A 13,773-nucleotide genomic window follows, 5' to 3' on the forward strand; every position below is an offset into this window, starting at 1 on the left:
GCGGTGTAAAGAATGCAGGCACCCCCTTGCTTGCAGGCATCTGTGGCAGTGGCGGCAAAATGCCCCTTCCCACCGCCCCGCCTCTGGGCTACCAATCATTCCATGAAGTGGACGCTGCCAAATATCCTGACTGTCTTGCGCCTGCTCGCCGCGCCCGGCGTTGCGATCATGTTTCTGTATTTTCAGCGCCCTTGGGCCGATTGGTTTGCGCTGGCGCTGTTCGTCACGGCCGCCATCACCGATTTCTTTGATGGCTATCTTGCGCGGCTGTGGAAACAGGAAAGCAAATTCGGCGCGATGCTTGACCCGATTGCCGATAAAGCAATGGTCGTTATCGCGATCATGGTCATTACCGGTTATTCCGGCATGAACCCCTGGCTTATCCTGCCCGCTGCGGTGATCTTGTTCCGCGAGGTGTTCGTTTCCGGCCTGCGCGAATTTCTCGGGGCCAAGGCGGGGCTGCTTACAGTCACCAGGCTTGCCAAATGGAAAACCACCGCGCAAATGGTCGCGCTTGCCGTGTTGTTTCTCGGCACCGGCCTTGCCTATCTCGAAGATGGCCGCCCGCCCCGTGCTGGTGAAGGCGAATTGCGGGTCATTTTCTCGGCTGCAGCAATGGCCACCCATGTCGGCATGGCGCTGATCTGGATTGCGGCCTTGCTGACTGCGGTCACCGGCTGGGATTATTTCCGCAAGGCGCAGCCCTATCTGAAGGACGACACATGATCGACGTGCTTTATTTCGCTTGGGTCCGCGAACGCATCGGCCTGCCGCGCGAAAAAGTGGAAACCACCGCCGCCACCGTGGCCGATCTGATCGCGGAACTATCCGCGCGAGAAGAGCGTTACGCCATGGCCTTTGCGGATCTTTCCTCACTCCGCGTGGCGCTGGATCAGGAACTTGCCGACTTCAGCGCGCCCCTGAAAGGCGTGCGCGAGGTTGCCATATTCCCCCCCATGACCGGGGGTTAGCCCATGCGCATTTCCGTGCAATCGGGCGCGTTCGACATGGGGGCCGAGGCCAACGCTTTCGCCAGCGCCTGCCCCGGTGCAGGGGCCATCGTCACCTTTACCGGCCTGACCCGCGACAGCGCCGCCGGCGATCTGGAGGTGATGGAGATTGAACATTACCCCGGCATGACTGAACGCGCCCTGACCACAATCGCCGAACAGGCGATGTCGCGCTGGTCGCTGGCAAATTGCCTTATCATCCACCGCCACGGCCGCCTTGCGCCGACAGACCTGATCATGATGGTCGCCACCGCATCGCGGCACCGCGCCGACGCATTCGCCGCCGCCGAATACCTGATGGATTACCTGAAATCGCGCGCGCCCTTCTGGAAAAAAGAGATCACCAAATCCGGCACGGGTTGGGTCGCCGCGCGGGACGAGGACGAGGCCGCGTTAAAACGCTGGTAAAACCTCACCAAACCGCGTGGCCCATGTGGGCTGCAAATCACCCGGCATCGCCCGCGCCGCGTAAACGCCGCGCGCAATCGCCCGCGCCAGCACACAGGCCGCCGCATGGCCCAGCAAGAACGGGTCGGCCACAGGGTCCGCCACTGTCCGCGCGCCGGTAGACACGGCAAACACCAGATCGCCATCCATCGGCGTGTGACTTGGCACAATCGCGCGCGCCATGCCATCATGCGCCGCAATCGCCATCCGCTGCGCCTGCGCCTGGGTAAGGGCCGCATCCGTGGCCACAATCGCAAGCGTCGTCGCCTCGCCCATGCGTTTGCGCGGAACCGGCTCTGCCGCGCCATCAAACAGCATCGGCAGGCCCAGGCCACCAAACTCATCCTTCAATTCCCAGGGTGCCGCCCAGAACTGCGGCCCGTCGCCCACCGTCACCGAGCCAAGCGCGTTCACGGCCACCAAGGCCCCTACCGTCACCCCATTGCCCAGCACCGCCGAGGCCGACCCCAAACCACCTTTCAAAAAGCCGGTCGCCGCACCAAACCCAGCCCCAACCGACCCCAGCGCAAACCCCGTTTCCGCCGCCGCCAGCGCCGCCCGCCCCATGCCCGCGTAAGGGTTGTGGCGCCACCCCTTATCCCCACCATTCAGCAGGTCGAACAAGATCGCCCCCGGCACAATCGGCACCCGCACAGCGCCCACAGCAAAGCCGCGGCCCATCGCGGCCAGCCCATCCACCACCCCCGAACAGGCATCCAGCCCAAAGGCCGACCCGCCAGCCAGCACCAGCGCGTCCACCTCTTGCACCAACCTGTCGGGGGCCAGCAAATCCGTTTCCCGCGTGCCGGGCGCGCCGCCCATCACATGCACAGCCGCCGTGAACGGCGCATCACCAACCAGCACCGAAACCCCCGACCGCAACGCAGCGTCGGCCATATTGCCCACATACAGCCCCGAAACATCCGTTATCAGGTTTCGCGCACCGGGTTTCATACCCACCTCAATCAACCCCATGGATCAGCTTGCGTTCCAGCACCCGCAGCACCATCGCCAGATCATGCCCGCGCCGCAGCACTTGCCCGTCCATGCCCAGAACGGAATACATGCCTTGCTTGCTCCGCAGTTTCGGGCGCTTTTCAATCCGGTACATCGGGTTTTCGGCTGTGCGCCGAAACACCGAAAACACCGCAAATTCGCGCAGCGCCGAGATCCCGTAATCGCGCCATTCGCCCCGCGCGACCATCTGGCCATAAAGCGACAATATCACCCCCAATTCGCGCCGATCAAAACTGACCTGCTCGGGGATATGGGCATGAAACTGAATGGGTGGCTCGGCGCTCATAGGGGCCAGCTTAGCCGCCCGGACAAGGAAAGCAAGTTACAGGTTCACCACCATACCACCCGCCGCATCGGCATCACTGGCATCATGGGTTACCAACAACCCCGGAATCCCGCATTTGCGCAGATGTTCAAAGACAAAGCCGCGAATTTCGGCCCGCAACTCGGCATCCAGCCGCGAAAACGGCTCATCCAGCAACAACGCCTCGGGTTGTGCAAGCAACGCCCGCATCAGCGCCGCCCGTGCCCGCTGCCCGCCCGACAGCGTGGCCGGATCACGCCCTGCAAACCCCGCCAAACCCGCCTGCTCCAACGCCGCATCAACCGCCAGGCGCCGCGCAACGCCGCGTACCGACCGCGCCAGCCCAAAGGCCAGGTTATCGCCCACCGACAAATGCGGAAACAGCATCGCGTCCTGAAACAACACGCCAATACGCCGCGCCTCGGCAGGCAGGCCCAGCACGCAGCGCCCGTTCAACCGCACCGATCCGGTGACAATAAAACCATGCGCCAGATGCCCGCCAATCGCATCCAGCAGGGTCGATTTTCCGATGCCAGACGGCCCCATCAGCGTGGCCACCTCTCCCGGTGCCACAGAAAGGGAAAGCGCCTCAAACAACGGCGCACCGCCTTTTGGCCCCACAGCCACGTCTTGCAAGTCAAGGCTCATGCCGTGCCCCCCAGCAAGCCGCGCCGGTTGCGGTACACCACCGCTGGCACCAACAGCGCGACCCCATAAGCCAAGAACGGCAAGCCCGCCTGCAACACCGCGTAAACCCCCACGACCCGCCGGTCAGACCCACCAGCCAGCGTCACCGCCTCGGTCGTCAGGGTGGCCACACGCCCCGCGCCCATGAACAGGGTGGGCAGATACTGCGCGACAGAAACGGCAAACCCAATCGCCGCCGCCGCCAGCACAGGCCGCACCAGCATTGGCAGTTTCACCACCATCAACCGCCGCCAGGGCCCTGCCCCCAGGGCCGCCGCCGCCCGCAAATGCTGCCGGTCCAGGGCGCGCCACGGGTCCGACAGCGCAATCATGACATAGGGGAACACGAACAGCATCTGCGCCCAAACCACCGCCAGCATCCCGCCGCTGACCCCGATCTTCAGAAACAGCACGTTCAACCCATATAGAAACCCAATTTGCGGCACCAAAAGCGGCAGGTATATCAGCGCCTGCGCCCAACCCGCCCGGCCCCGCCGCGCGCGATCCTCGCCCTCCAGCCACGCAATCGCCAACAGGAGCGAGGCGGCTGTGACACTGCTGCCAATGATCAAAGTCGCCCGCAAGGCCCGCCCCCAGCCGCTTTCCGGCGTCAGCCAGCCCTTGACTGACCAGCTTTGCGGCAAAGCCTGTGGAAAGGACCAGCGCCAGGCAAATGACCACAGCACCAACCCCGCCAGCGCCAGCACCCCCAACACCATCAATATACCGACCACAGACCCGGCAAGCCAAAGCCCCGGCGCGGCCCTGCGCCCGCGCCCACCGCGCCGCAGCCACCACAACCCCAGCCGCTTGGCCACCCGCTCGGCCGCGATCCACGCCGCAACCGCCGCCGCCACAACCGCCGCCTGCATCAGTGCCGCAGCCGACGCAGGCAAGATCAGCGCGGTATCGGTTGCGTAAAACCACCGGGTGATCGCCACGGCAAGCGTTGGCGGGTTCGACGGCCCCAGGATGATCGCCATATCCACTACCGAAAGCGAAAACGCCAATACGATGAAAATCGGCAGCCGTATCAACGGGTAAACCTGCGGCATGATTACCTTGACCCAAACCGCACCACGCCCATAGCCCAGCGCCCGCCCTGCCGCCATATGCTGCCGCAGCGGAAGCTGGCCCAAGGCCGACCCGATCACCAGCAGCAAGAACGGCACTTCCTTGATCAGCAACCCGACAATCAGCGCCAGCCCCCAGCCGTCGTTCACCGTGGCCCAATCCGGCGGCCGGTCCCAGCCCGTCAGCGCCGGCGAGAGCAGCCGCGCAATCCACCCCGAGGGGGCCAGCAGAAACGCCAACCCGATTGCCAAAGCCGCATGCGGAGCCGCCAAAAACGGCATCGCCCCCCGCCCGATCACGCCATGGCCTATCCGGCCATGCATCAGCGCAAAGAACCCCGTCGCCAGTAAAAGTGCCAATATAGTTGCGCCCACACCCGTCACCAAAGACAGCCGCAGGCTGGTGCCGAACCCCGGCAAAGCCATAAGCTGATGCCAGGGGGCCAGCGACCATTCCACCGCGCCAATCGCGGGCAAGATGCCAAAAGCGGCGCGCAGCGTCTGGGCAAATCCCGCCAGAATAGGCAACACAAGGCCGCCCATCACAGCAACCGCCACCAAAACCCGAAGCGCGCGACCCTCACCGCTCATTTGGTGTAACGGTCGCCCCATGCCGCCACCAGCCTGGTCATCCAGCTTGGATGTGGCTCCAGCAAGGTCGGCCCAAGATCTTCCAGCTTTGGCAAAGCAGGCGAGGATGGCAACGCCGCAAACACGGCGGCCTCATCTGCGCTTAACCGCGCCGGGTCCAGCACCGAGAAACTGCCCAAAACCTCGATGTTTTGTTGATGCGCCTGCGTAGCCGGGTCCAGCAAGAAATTCGCCACAACCTCTGCCCCTTCGCGGTTCGCCGCATTATACGGAATCGCCACAAAAGAGATATTGCCGATTGAGCCGCCGAGCGGCACAAATACCCGTGCAGTATCGGGCAGCAGGCCCTCGGCTATCGCCCCAGCCGCCGACGCGGGATCAAACGACACGCCGAAATCCACCTCACCATCATTCAACAATTGCTGCTGCACCGACTGGTTTTCCGGGAATGTCTTACCTTCGCGCCACATAAACGGGCGCATTGCATCATACCAAGCCCAAAGCGGCTGCGTCGCCATGTCAAACGCAACATCGGTAACGGGTGATTGCAAGACAGCCTGATCGGGTGCAAATTCGATCAGCGCCTGTTTCAGAAAACTTGCCCCCATAAAGTTGCTGACATTCGGGTGCGTTACCCGCCCCGGATGCGCCTGTGCATAGGCCAGAAACCCGGCCATATCGGAAGGCGGGGCCAGCGTTACGGCGCTGTCATAAGTGAACACAAACCGCGCCAGCCGCCAGGCAAACTCGTAGCCGTCGACCGGCACAGTGAAATCCATGGCCGCCGCAGAATTGGGCGACAGATCAAGATACCTGGCGTTTGGCAAGTCGGCAGCAAACGGGCCATGCAGCAAGCCCTGCTCTTTCATTGACAGAAAATTCGGCCCGTTGATCCAGATCATATCAACCGAACCGCCGCTATCCTTGCCCGCTGCTTTTTCCGAAATCACTTGCGTTACCGCCGTGGCCGTATCCGTCAGCTTGACCTGCACGACCTTCACGCCGTATTGGGCCTCGGTCTGTGCGCCCACCCAGGCGATAAACGCATTGGTGCGCGCGTCGCCGCCCCAGGCATTCCAATAGACCGTCTGGCCGCGCGCGGCATCAAGCGTCTGCTGCCAATCGGCCAGCGCCGGGGTGCCAAGGCCAAGGCCAAACGCCGCTATCATAAGTGCACGCATCACAACTCCTTTATCAAAGGTCAGAAAAAACGCGCCAGCCCTGAAGCCAGCGCAAAACGGTCGTCACTGCACAGGCCGCAGCAAACCCAAAAGCCAAAGGGACGAACCACGCCGGAAAGAGGCACATAAGAACAAATACCCCAATCGTTTCCGTGCCTTCGGTCAGCCCACCCAGATAATAGATACCTTTTGCACGATGGGCACCCGCCTGCAGCCCCCGCTTGGCCGCAATCACCGCAAAGGCCAAAAAGCTGGAACCCGTTCCGACAAAAGCGCAAATCAACACTGCCGCAGCCAAGGCATTTTCGGGCTCAGCAAGTGCAAAACCCAAAGGCACGGTGGCGTAGAAAAAGAAATCCAGCGCAATATCAAGAAATGCGCCGCGGTCGGTGGCCCCAACCTGCCGCGCCATAACACCATCCAGACCATCCGCGACGCGGTTTGCCAGAATAAGCCCCAAGGCAAGCCCATACCAGCCCAGCCACAATGCCGGCAGCGCCAAAAGCCCGATGCAAAAACCGGCCAATGTTACCTGATCGGCCCCGATACCCCGCGCGACCAACGCCCGTGCCGGCGCCTCCAGAACGGCCCGCAACACAGGCACAAGGGCGGCGTCAATCATCGGCATGGCCTTTCTGGGTGTTTCATTCGGCCTATGTTTGCCCGGCTTTTGGCCAAGGCAGCCTGAACGAAAAACGCATGCGTGCCTTGGTCGCAGCGCAGGGAATTACGGGTTGAAGTGACCCCGATTTAGCGCAGCCGCAGCGCATTTGTCAGCCCCCTATGGTGTTACAGCCGCGCACAATACCGTTAGGAAAGCACCCGCATGAAACTGCGGATGCCTTCGGCGAGGATATTTTTTCCAAAGAGAATGAAGGAGGAGCGCTAAAGCTTGCCCAATATTTCGTCCTGATGTTCACCCAGTTTCGGAGCTGGCCTGTCCAGCGCCAAATCCGCACCCGAGAATGTCATGGGAGAGCGCACGCCCGTCAACCCATCCGGCGCGATTTGCAGCCCCCGCGCAATGACTTGCGGGTCGGCAAACACCTCGGCCAAATCATTGATCGGGCCAGCAGGAACACCAGCAGCCTCGCAGGCCTCTAGCAAGTCGGCCTTGCTGCGCTGGCTGGTGGCGCGGGTCAGCGCCTCGGTCAGCGCAACCCGGTTGGCGATGCGGTCGGCATTGGTGGCAAATTCGGGCGCTGTGCCAAGGGCGGCAAGGCCGAGAAGGTCACACAAGCGGCGGTATTGCCCATCATTCCCGGTCGCGATGATGATCCAGCCATCGGCGCAATCAAACACTGCATAGGGGGCCAAATTCGGATGGGCATTGCCCATTTTGCCCGGTGGTTTGCCCGTGGACAGATAGTTCATCGCCTGATTGGCCATGATCGCGGTGGCCACGTCGAGCAACGCCATATCAATATGCTGGCCTTGCCCCGCTGGCCCACGCTGATGCAGTGCGGCCAAAATCGCGGTCGCGGCATAAATTCCGGTGAAAATGTCGGTCACGGCCACACCGACCTTTTGCGGCTGGCCATCGGGCTCGCCTGTCACCGACATCAGGCCCGACATGCCCTGAATGATGAAATCATAGCCTGCCCGATGCGCATAGGGTCCGGTTTGGCCAAACCCGGTAATCGAGCAATAGATCAGCCTCGGGTTCACCTTTGCCAAGCTGGCATAGTCCAACCCGTATTTCGCCAGCCCGCCCAGCTTGAAATTCTCAATCACCACATCGGCATCGGCGACAAGACGGCGCACCGTTTCTTGGCCCTCAGGCGTGCGGAAATCAACCGTTACCGATTTCTTGCCGCGGTTGGTGGCGTGGAAATAGGCGGCCGAACGGTCGCCCTCACGGTCCACGAAGGGGGGGCCCCAGCGGCGGGTATCGTCACCCTCCGGGGCCTCCACTTTTATCACATCTGCGCCCAGATCGGCCAGGGTCTGGCCCGCCCATGGGCCGGCTAAAATACGCGCCAATTCAATGACGCGCACACCTTTGAGAGGGGCATCCATGGCTTATTTCGCCAGTTCGGCGTCAAGCAACGCCTTCAGATCAGCATAGTTCATATTGCTGTGCTTGGTGCCGTTCAGGATGAACGACGGGGTGGAATCAATTCCATCGGCTTCGGTATCAGCCTGGTATTTGTTCACCATCGCCTGGGCCATGGCACCATCATTCATACACGCATCAATCGCCGCATCCTCCAGCCCTGCTGTCCGCCCGATCCGGCGCAGGTTTTCAACCACCGCAGCCGGATCATCCGAGGCTGCCCATTCTTTCAGATTGGTGAACAGAATATCCTGAATACCGAAATAGCGCATTTCACCGCCGCAGCGTGCCAGCATGCCAGCCCAAAGGCCGTAGCGATCAAAATAGACTTCGCGGTACACAAATTTGATCTTGCCGGTGTCGATATAGTCACGCTTCAGATCTTTGAAAACCTGGGCGTGAAATGTCGCGCAATGCGGGCAGGTGTAGGACGCATATTCCGTCAGCACCACCTTGGCATCTGGATTGCCAATCACCAGATCCGCCACCTCTGGCAAGGCAGGCTGGGCCGTGCTGTCCGTGGTTTGCGCCCAAAGCGGCATCATGGGAAGCCCGGCTGTGGCCAAGGCCGCGGCAAGGGCTAGCGAAAAGTCTCTACGGTTCATGGTCTGCCTCTTTGTGATTTGGCCCGAGATAAGAAGTTTTGCGTCAAAGTTTCAAGGGCCTCGCGCAACGAATTATCGTGAACACCCATCGCGACCCGGCTTGCTTCGGCCTGTATCGCGGGGTCTGGGGCGGGGGTTTGCTTTGGTGCGGGGGTAAATTCGGCCTGCCCTTCGGCAAAGCCTGTTGGCGCTGTTTGCGTCAGGGCAATGCGGGAAATCGCGGCGTAGCCATAGCAGGCGTTCACTTTTTCCTTGATTGCGGGCAGTTGCATCTGCACCATCGGCCCATTGACTGAGGTGGTCAGCAGGGTCAGCGTTGCCCCCATCCCGCCCTTTGAATAGCCGATCCTGACGGGCCGCGTGATTGCCGCCAATTCTGTACCGACTATCTCGGCCCAGGCTGTCAGCAAGCGGGTCACCGCGAATCCCCGCGCCTCGCCTGCCGTCCTGATCCGCTCTTTCAACAGCCCTGAAGCCGCCTCAAATCCGCGCATCCGGCGGTTTTTTCCCTGAAATTGATTGCCAGTCGGCTGCTTCATCTGGTCATTCCCCCACGTCTCTCTATCTTAACCCGACTGGCCCCACGTGCCAGCACGAATGACCATAAAAAGGTATAAATCATGCAAGATGCAGCCGCAGCCCTGCTGGCCTGGTACGATCAGCACGCGCGGCAAATGCCATGGCGCATACCGCCGCACAGCCCGCAACGCCCCGACCCCTATCGTATCTGGCTGTCTGAGGTGATGTTGCAACAAACCACGGTCGCCGCTGTGCGCAGTTATTTTGACCGTTTCACCACCCGCTGGCCAACCGTCAGCGCGCTTGCGCAGGCACAGGATGCGGCGGTGATGGCGGAATGGGCCGGGCTTGGCTATTATGCCCGCGCCCGTAACCTGCTGAAATGCGCCCGGATGGTGCAGGCGCTTGGGGGGTTTCCTACAACCTATGCCGGGCTGCTTGGTCTTCCCGGCATCGGCCCTTATACGGCCGCCGCCATTGCCGCTATTGCGTTCAATGAGCCCGCAACGGTGGTCGATGGGAATGTAGAGCGCGTGATCGCGCGGCTGTTCAATGTCAGCACCCCCTTGCCAAAGGCCAAGCCCGAACTGGCCGCATTGGCCAAAACCCTTACCCCCCAGCACCGTCCCGGCGATTACGCCCAAGCGGTGATGGACCTTGGCGCGACCCTTTGCACCCCGCGCAACCCGGCCTGTGGCCTTTGCCCATTGCGCCGTTTTTGCGCCGCGCACGCAGCTGGCACCCAAGCCGATCTGCCCCGCCGATCCCCGAAACCGGAAAAACCGACCCGCCTTGGCCTGCTTTGGCTTGCCCGCCACCCCGATGGCCGATGGCTGGTGGAACAGCGCCCCGAAAAGGGCTTGCTGGGGGGGACCATCGGCTTTCCCGGCAATGGCTGGGATAGCAAATCTCCGCATCAAACTGCCCCGATCACCGCCAATTGGCAAGATATTGGTCAGGTTCGCCACACATTCACCCATTTTCATGCCGCCCTAACCGTGCTGGTCGCCACGACCTCTGCCCAGCCCGATCACGGAATGTTTCAGCCGGTTAACCCTGACGACCTGCCAAGTTTGATGCGCAAAGCCCATAATCTTGCGGCACCGGCACTTTTGCAGCGTTGACCAAGCCCTGCGCCACCCCCACCATGCGCCATCCAAAAGGTGAACCATGACAACAACCATCCGCGCCGCTGACATTGCCCGTATCAATCGTGCCTTGCCGTTCTGGTTGTCGCTTTTGCTGGTCCCGGTCGCGATCATCAGCGCGCTTTTCGGGGGTTGGACGGTCCTGCTGATGCCCGTCGCCTCTTGGGGAATGTTCTCGCTGCTGGATGCCATTCTGGGGCGCAATGCCAATAACCCCGACCCTGAAACACCCCTGTCGGGTTTGTTCTGGTACCGCGCCATCACGATACTCTGGTTTCCGGTGCAATTCACCTTGCTGCTTTGGCTGCTCTATTATGTGCCCCGCGCTGACCACCTTGGCGCAGGGGAAGCGGTGCTGATTTTCTTTGGTATGGGCGTGATCTCGGGGACGGTTGGCATCAATTACAGCCACGAACTCATGCACCAAAAATCGAAAATAGAGCGCTGGATGGGCGATTTGCTGCTGGCCTCGGTCCTTTACGGGCATTTCCGGTCGGAACATTTGCGTGTGCATCACCTCTATGTCGGCACCCCGCGTGACCCGGTAACGGCCCGCTACAACGAAGGGTTTCACCGCTTTTTCCCGCGCGTGCTGCATCAATGCCTCCGCTCAAGCTGGCAGGCCGAAAAGGCAATGCTGGCGCGGCGTAATTTGCCTGTAACCCATATAAGCAACCCGTTCTGGCGCTATGCAACCTTGCAAACCGGCATGGTGATGTTGGCGTTTGTGATCGGCGGTTGGGCAGGCCTTGCCCTGTTTTTGTATCAGGCCTTTGTTGCCATCTGGCAGTTGGAACTGGTCAATTATGTCGAGCATTACGGCCTGACCCGGCGCCATCTGGGCGCGGGCAAATACGAACACGTCTTGCCGCGCCACTCTTGGAACGCGGATCACAAAGCCTCAAACTGGCTGTTGATCAACCTGCAACGCCATTCCGACCACCACTACAAGCCCGACCGCCGCTTTCCGCTGCTGCAAACCTATACCACGGATGAGGCCCCGCAACTGCCCTATGGCTATCCGGTGATGACCACCGCCGCGATGATGCCGCCGCTGTTCAGACGCATGATGAACCCACGGGTCCGCGCTTGGCGCCGCATGCACTACCCCGACATCACCGATTGGCACAGCTATAACAAAGCGCTGAACCCCGCCCCGCGCTGATCGCCCCTCGCTTTCAGTGGCATAACGCTGCATTTTGCCCCCCTTCAGATCGCGCAGCGCGGATCCGAAGGGGTTGCCTTGCCAAAACAGGTATTGGTCTGGGCCGTTCGGCGGGCTCAGTGCGGCCGGCGGTCATCCATTTCAGCCCGGATTTGCTGGCGCAAGATATCAATGGAAACCATTTTCCCCTCGCGCTTGAAATGCCAATAGGTCCAGCCATTGCAGCTTGGCGCGCCTTCCAGCGCGGCCCCGACCTGATGAATGGAACCTTTCACATCATTGCCCACAAGCGTACCATCGGCACGCACCTTGGCCTTGAACCGGCTGCCGATAGAATACAATTCCTCGCCCGGCCGCAACATGCCCCGCTCAACCACCTGCCCAAAGGGGACCCTTGGCTCGGCCCGTTTTGAGCCAGTGATTTCCAGCGCCGAAGCGTCGAATTTTCGCACTTTCGAGATACGCTTTTCCGCAGCCCTGCGATAAGCCTCCTCGCGCTCGATCCCGATATAATCGCGGCCCAACATCTTGGCCACAGCCCCGGTTGTGCCTGTCCCGAAAAACGGGTCCAAAACCACATCGCCCGGATTGGTCGTCGCCACCAGAATTCGATGAAGCAGGCTTTCCGGCTTTTGGGTTGGGTGGGCCTTGTCGCCAGCCTCGTTCTTCAACCGCTCATGCCCGGTACAGATCGGCAAAACCCAATCTGAGCGCATTTGCACCCCTTCATTCAACGCCTTCAGCGCCTCATAATTGAAGGTATATTTCGCGCCCTCGTCCCGGCTGGCCCAGATCAGGGTTTCATGCGCATTCGTCAGGCGTTTGCCACGGAAATTCGGCATCGGGTTTGATTTGCGCCACACAACGTCGTTCAGCACCCAATAGCCTTGATCTTGCAAGGTCGCGCCAACCCGGAAGATATTATGATACGACCCAATCACCCACAGCGCACCATTCGGCTTTAGCAGCCGCTTGGCCGCTGCCAGCCATCCGCGCGTGAACTCGTCATATTTGGCAAAGCTGGAGAACTGGTCCCAGTGATCATCCACCGCATCCACCAGCGAGTTATCGGGGCGATGCAAATCGCCCTTCAATTGCAGATTATAGGGGGGGTCTGCAAAGATAAGATCAACCGACCCTGCGGGCAGGCTGTTCATCGCGGCAATGCAGTCACCCGCAAGTATCTGATTCAATGGCAGCACAGCTGCCTCCGGCGCTTTCATCTTGATTGTCATCTCTGCCTCTGTCCCGCGCATTATGCGTCGTGTTGTTGGGGCCAAAGATGAGTCATTACTGATTCGCCGTCAAATTCTTTATTGAATCAACGGGTTATAGATTTATCTTGATACAAGATATTGTGTACGGGTTTGAACGAACGTCTATGTTGCGCGGTCACCCCAAGATTTAGGAGCGCCAACTGATGCTCTTTTGTCGGGTATCCTGCATTTCGGGCCCATCCATAACCCGGATGCTGTTGCGCCAAATCCACCATCAGGCGATCGCGTGTTACTTTTGCCACAATCGAGGCCGCAGCGATTGATAACGACAGCGCATCCCCTTTGATAATCGCTTCACCGTCGCAGGGCAGGTCACGCGGCAGCAGATTTCCATCAATCAGCGCATAGTCGGGCCGGTTCGGCAGGCCACGCAGCGCGCGCACCATCGCCAGATGGCTGGCCCGCAAGATATTCAACGTGTCAATCTCCTCAACCGAGGCATGGGCAATCGAAACCTCGGCCATCTCGATAATCGCATCGAACAGCGCCTCTCGGCGGCGGGCCGTCAGCGCCTTGCTGTCGTTCAGGCCCGGCGGCACCCGCCCTGGCAGCAGGCGCACCGCAGCGGCCGTCACCGGGCCTGCCAGCGGGCCACGCCCCACCTCATCCACCCCGGCAATATACATGGCGCCACGGTCGCGGGCGGCGGCTTCATAGCGGTCATCTGGTACTTGTTTTATCATCCCCTGACCA

General features: G+C 60.9%; 16 protein-coding genes. 5 read left to right on the plus strand and 11 right to left on the minus strand.

Features of this window, described 5'->3' with window-relative positions; translation table 11 throughout:
- Window positions 1-102: 102 nt before the first annotated feature.
- The 3 genes from pgsA to VDP61_RS01415 are packed head-to-tail and all read left to right on the plus strand — an operon-like array spanning window position 103 to window position 1,418.
- Window positions 103-726 carry a CDP-diacylglycerol--glycerol-3-phosphate 3-phosphatidyltransferase gene (gene pgsA / locus VDP61_RS01405; RefSeq protein ID WP_323005148.1) on the plus strand — a complete coding sequence of 208 codons (624 nt, stop codon included), beginning with the start codon at window positions 103-105 and terminating at the stop codon, window positions 724-726.
- Window positions 723-971, plus strand: a complete 249-nt coding sequence (gene moaD / locus VDP61_RS01410) for a molybdopterin converting factor subunit 1 (RefSeq protein WP_323005149.1) — start codon at window positions 723-725, stop codon at window positions 969-971. Before pgsA ends, moaD begins: the two co-directional genes overlap by 4 nt.
- 3 nt (window positions 972-974) lie before the next feature.
- Window positions 975-1,418, plus strand: coding sequence for a molybdenum cofactor biosynthesis protein MoaE (locus tag VDP61_RS01415; protein ID WP_323005150.1), 444 nt, complete (start codon window positions 975-977; stop codon window positions 1,416-1,418).
- Here VDP61_RS01415 and VDP61_RS01420 read toward each other — a convergent pair.
- The 9 genes from VDP61_RS01420 to VDP61_RS01460 all read right to left on the minus strand — a co-directional run bounded on the left by VDP61_RS01420 (window position 1,404) and on the right by VDP61_RS01460 (window position 9,510).
- Window positions 1,404-2,411 carry a P1 family peptidase gene (locus VDP61_RS01420; RefSeq protein ID WP_323005469.1) on the minus strand — a complete coding sequence of 336 codons (1,008 nt, stop codon included), beginning with the start codon at window positions 2,409-2,411 and terminating at the stop codon, window positions 1,404-1,406. The two genes, VDP61_RS01415 and VDP61_RS01420, sit on opposite strands and share 15 nt — an antisense overlap.
- Window positions 2,412-2,418: 7 nt before the next feature.
- Window positions 2,419-2,760 (minus strand): DUF2794 domain-containing protein, encoded by a 342-nt coding sequence (locus VDP61_RS01425; RefSeq protein ID WP_323005151.1) that lies wholly within the window; start codon window positions 2,758-2,760, stop codon window positions 2,419-2,421.
- Between the two features lie 36 nt (window positions 2,761-2,796).
- On the minus strand, window positions 2,797-3,426 hold the full coding sequence (locus VDP61_RS01430) for an ATP-binding cassette domain-containing protein (RefSeq protein WP_323005152.1): 630 nt from the start codon (window positions 3,424-3,426) through the stop codon (window positions 2,797-2,799).
- Entirely contained in the window at window positions 3,423-5,129 is a 1,707-nt protein-coding gene (locus tag VDP61_RS01435; RefSeq protein ID WP_323005153.1) for an ABC transporter permease, read from the minus strand. The genes VDP61_RS01430 and VDP61_RS01435 overlap by 4 nt, the downstream gene beginning before the upstream one ends.
- On the minus strand, window positions 5,126-6,310 hold the full coding sequence (locus tag VDP61_RS01440; RefSeq protein WP_323005154.1) for an ABC transporter substrate-binding protein: 1,185 nt from the start codon (window positions 6,308-6,310) through the stop codon (window positions 5,126-5,128). The genes VDP61_RS01435 and VDP61_RS01440 overlap by 4 nt, the downstream gene beginning before the upstream one ends.
- Before the next feature lie 13 nt (window positions 6,311-6,323).
- Complete coding sequence (locus tag VDP61_RS01445; protein WP_323005155.1) at window positions 6,324-6,932, minus strand: CDP-alcohol phosphatidyltransferase family protein; 609 nt, start codon at window positions 6,930-6,932, stop codon at window positions 6,324-6,326.
- 263 nt (window positions 6,933-7,195) lie between these two features.
- Window positions 7,196-8,329 (minus strand): CaiB/BaiF CoA-transferase family protein, encoded by a 1,134-nt coding sequence (locus VDP61_RS01450; protein WP_323005156.1) that lies wholly within the window; start codon window positions 8,327-8,329, stop codon window positions 7,196-7,198.
- 3 nt (window positions 8,330-8,332) lie between these two features.
- Window positions 8,333-8,971: a DsbA family protein gene (locus VDP61_RS01455; protein WP_415234501.1), complete on the minus strand. Its 639-nt coding sequence runs from the start codon at window positions 8,969-8,971 to the stop codon at window positions 8,333-8,335.
- On the minus strand, window positions 8,968-9,510 hold the full coding sequence (locus tag VDP61_RS01460) for a DUF721 domain-containing protein (protein ID WP_323005157.1): 543 nt from the start codon (window positions 9,508-9,510) through the stop codon (window positions 8,968-8,970). The genes VDP61_RS01455 and VDP61_RS01460 overlap by 4 nt, the downstream gene beginning before the upstream one ends.
- 81 nt (window positions 9,511-9,591) lie before the next feature.
- Between VDP61_RS01460 and mutY the strand changes: the two genes are divergently transcribed.
- On the plus strand, window positions 9,592-10,614 hold the full coding sequence (gene mutY, locus VDP61_RS01465; RefSeq protein ID WP_323005158.1) for an A/G-specific adenine glycosylase: 1,023 nt from the start codon (window positions 9,592-9,594) through the stop codon (window positions 10,612-10,614).
- A 46-nt stretch (window positions 10,615-10,660) separates the two neighbouring features.
- Window positions 10,661-11,803, plus strand: coding sequence for an alkane 1-monooxygenase (locus VDP61_RS01470; RefSeq protein WP_323005159.1), 1,143 nt, complete (start codon window positions 10,661-10,663; stop codon window positions 11,801-11,803).
- Between the two features lie 116 nt (window positions 11,804-11,919).
- On the opposite strand, the gene VDP61_RS01475 is transcribed toward VDP61_RS01470, so the two are convergent.
- Both VDP61_RS01475 and VDP61_RS01480 read right to left on the minus strand, forming a co-directional pair.
- Window positions 11,920-13,038 (minus strand): site-specific DNA-methyltransferase, encoded by a 1,119-nt coding sequence (locus tag VDP61_RS01475; protein WP_323005160.1) that lies wholly within the window; start codon window positions 13,036-13,038, stop codon window positions 11,920-11,922.
- A gap of 86 nt (window positions 13,039-13,124) precedes the next feature.
- Window positions 13,125-13,763 carry a ribonuclease HII gene (locus VDP61_RS01480; protein WP_415234505.1) on the minus strand — a complete coding sequence of 213 codons (639 nt, stop codon included), beginning with the start codon at window positions 13,761-13,763 and terminating at the stop codon, window positions 13,125-13,127.
- Window positions 13,764-13,773 lie beyond the last annotated feature (10 nt).

It is taken from the genome of Pseudorhodobacter sp., from assembly GCF_034675685.1.
Lineage (GTDB): Bacteria > Pseudomonadota > Alphaproteobacteria > Rhodobacterales > Rhodobacteraceae > Pseudorhodobacter.

Excerpts from the sequence above, each read along its gene's own strand:
- pgsA (WP_323005148.1), top strand. The coding sequence starts at position 103 with ATGAAGTGGACGCTGCCAAATATCCTGACTGTCTTGCGCCTGCTCGCC.
- moaD (WP_323005149.1), top strand. The coding sequence starts at position 723 with ATGATCGACGTGCTTTATTTCGCTTGGGTCCGCGAACGCATCGGCCTG.
- VDP61_RS01415 (WP_323005150.1), top strand. The coding sequence starts at position 975 with ATGCGCATTTCCGTGCAATCGGGCGCGTTCGACATGGGGGCCGAGGCC.
- VDP61_RS01420 (WP_323005469.1), bottom strand. The coding sequence starts at position 2,411 with ATGAAACCCGGTGCGCGAAACCTGATAACGGATGTTTCGGGGCTGTAT.
- VDP61_RS01425 (WP_323005151.1), bottom strand. The coding sequence starts at position 2,760 with ATGAGCGCCGAGCCACCCATTCAGTTTCATGCCCATATCCCCGAGCAG.
- VDP61_RS01430 (WP_323005152.1), bottom strand. The coding sequence starts at position 3,426 with ATGAGCCTTGACTTGCAAGACGTGGCTGTGGGGCCAAAAGGCGGTGCG.
- VDP61_RS01435 (WP_323005153.1), bottom strand. The coding sequence starts at position 5,129 with ATGAGCGGTGAGGGTCGCGCGCTTCGGGTTTTGGTGGCGGTTGCTGTG.
- VDP61_RS01440 (WP_323005154.1), bottom strand. The coding sequence starts at position 6,310 with ATGCGTGCACTTATGATAGCGGCGTTTGGCCTTGGCCTTGGCACCCCG.
- VDP61_RS01445 (WP_323005155.1), bottom strand. The coding sequence starts at position 6,932 with ATGATTGACGCCGCCCTTGTGCCTGTGTTGCGGGCCGTTCTGGAGGCG.
- VDP61_RS01450 (WP_323005156.1), bottom strand. The coding sequence starts at position 8,329 with ATGGATGCCCCTCTCAAAGGTGTGCGCGTCATTGAATTGGCGCGTATT.
- VDP61_RS01455 (WP_415234501.1), bottom strand. The coding sequence starts at position 8,971 with ATGAACCGTAGAGACTTTTCGCTAGCCCTTGCCGCGGCCTTGGCCACA.
- VDP61_RS01460 (WP_323005157.1), bottom strand. The coding sequence starts at position 9,510 with ATGAAGCAGCCGACTGGCAATCAATTTCAGGGAAAAAACCGCCGGATG.
- mutY (WP_323005158.1), top strand. The coding sequence starts at position 9,592 with ATGCAAGATGCAGCCGCAGCCCTGCTGGCCTGGTACGATCAGCACGCG.
- VDP61_RS01470 (WP_323005159.1), top strand. The coding sequence starts at position 10,661 with ATGACAACAACCATCCGCGCCGCTGACATTGCCCGTATCAATCGTGCC.
- VDP61_RS01475 (WP_323005160.1), bottom strand. The coding sequence starts at position 13,038 with ATGACAATCAAGATGAAAGCGCCGGAGGCAGCTGTGCTGCCATTGAAT.
- VDP61_RS01480 (WP_415234505.1), bottom strand. The coding sequence starts at position 13,763 with ATGATAAAACAAGTACCAGATGACCGCTATGAAGCCGCCGCCCGCGAC.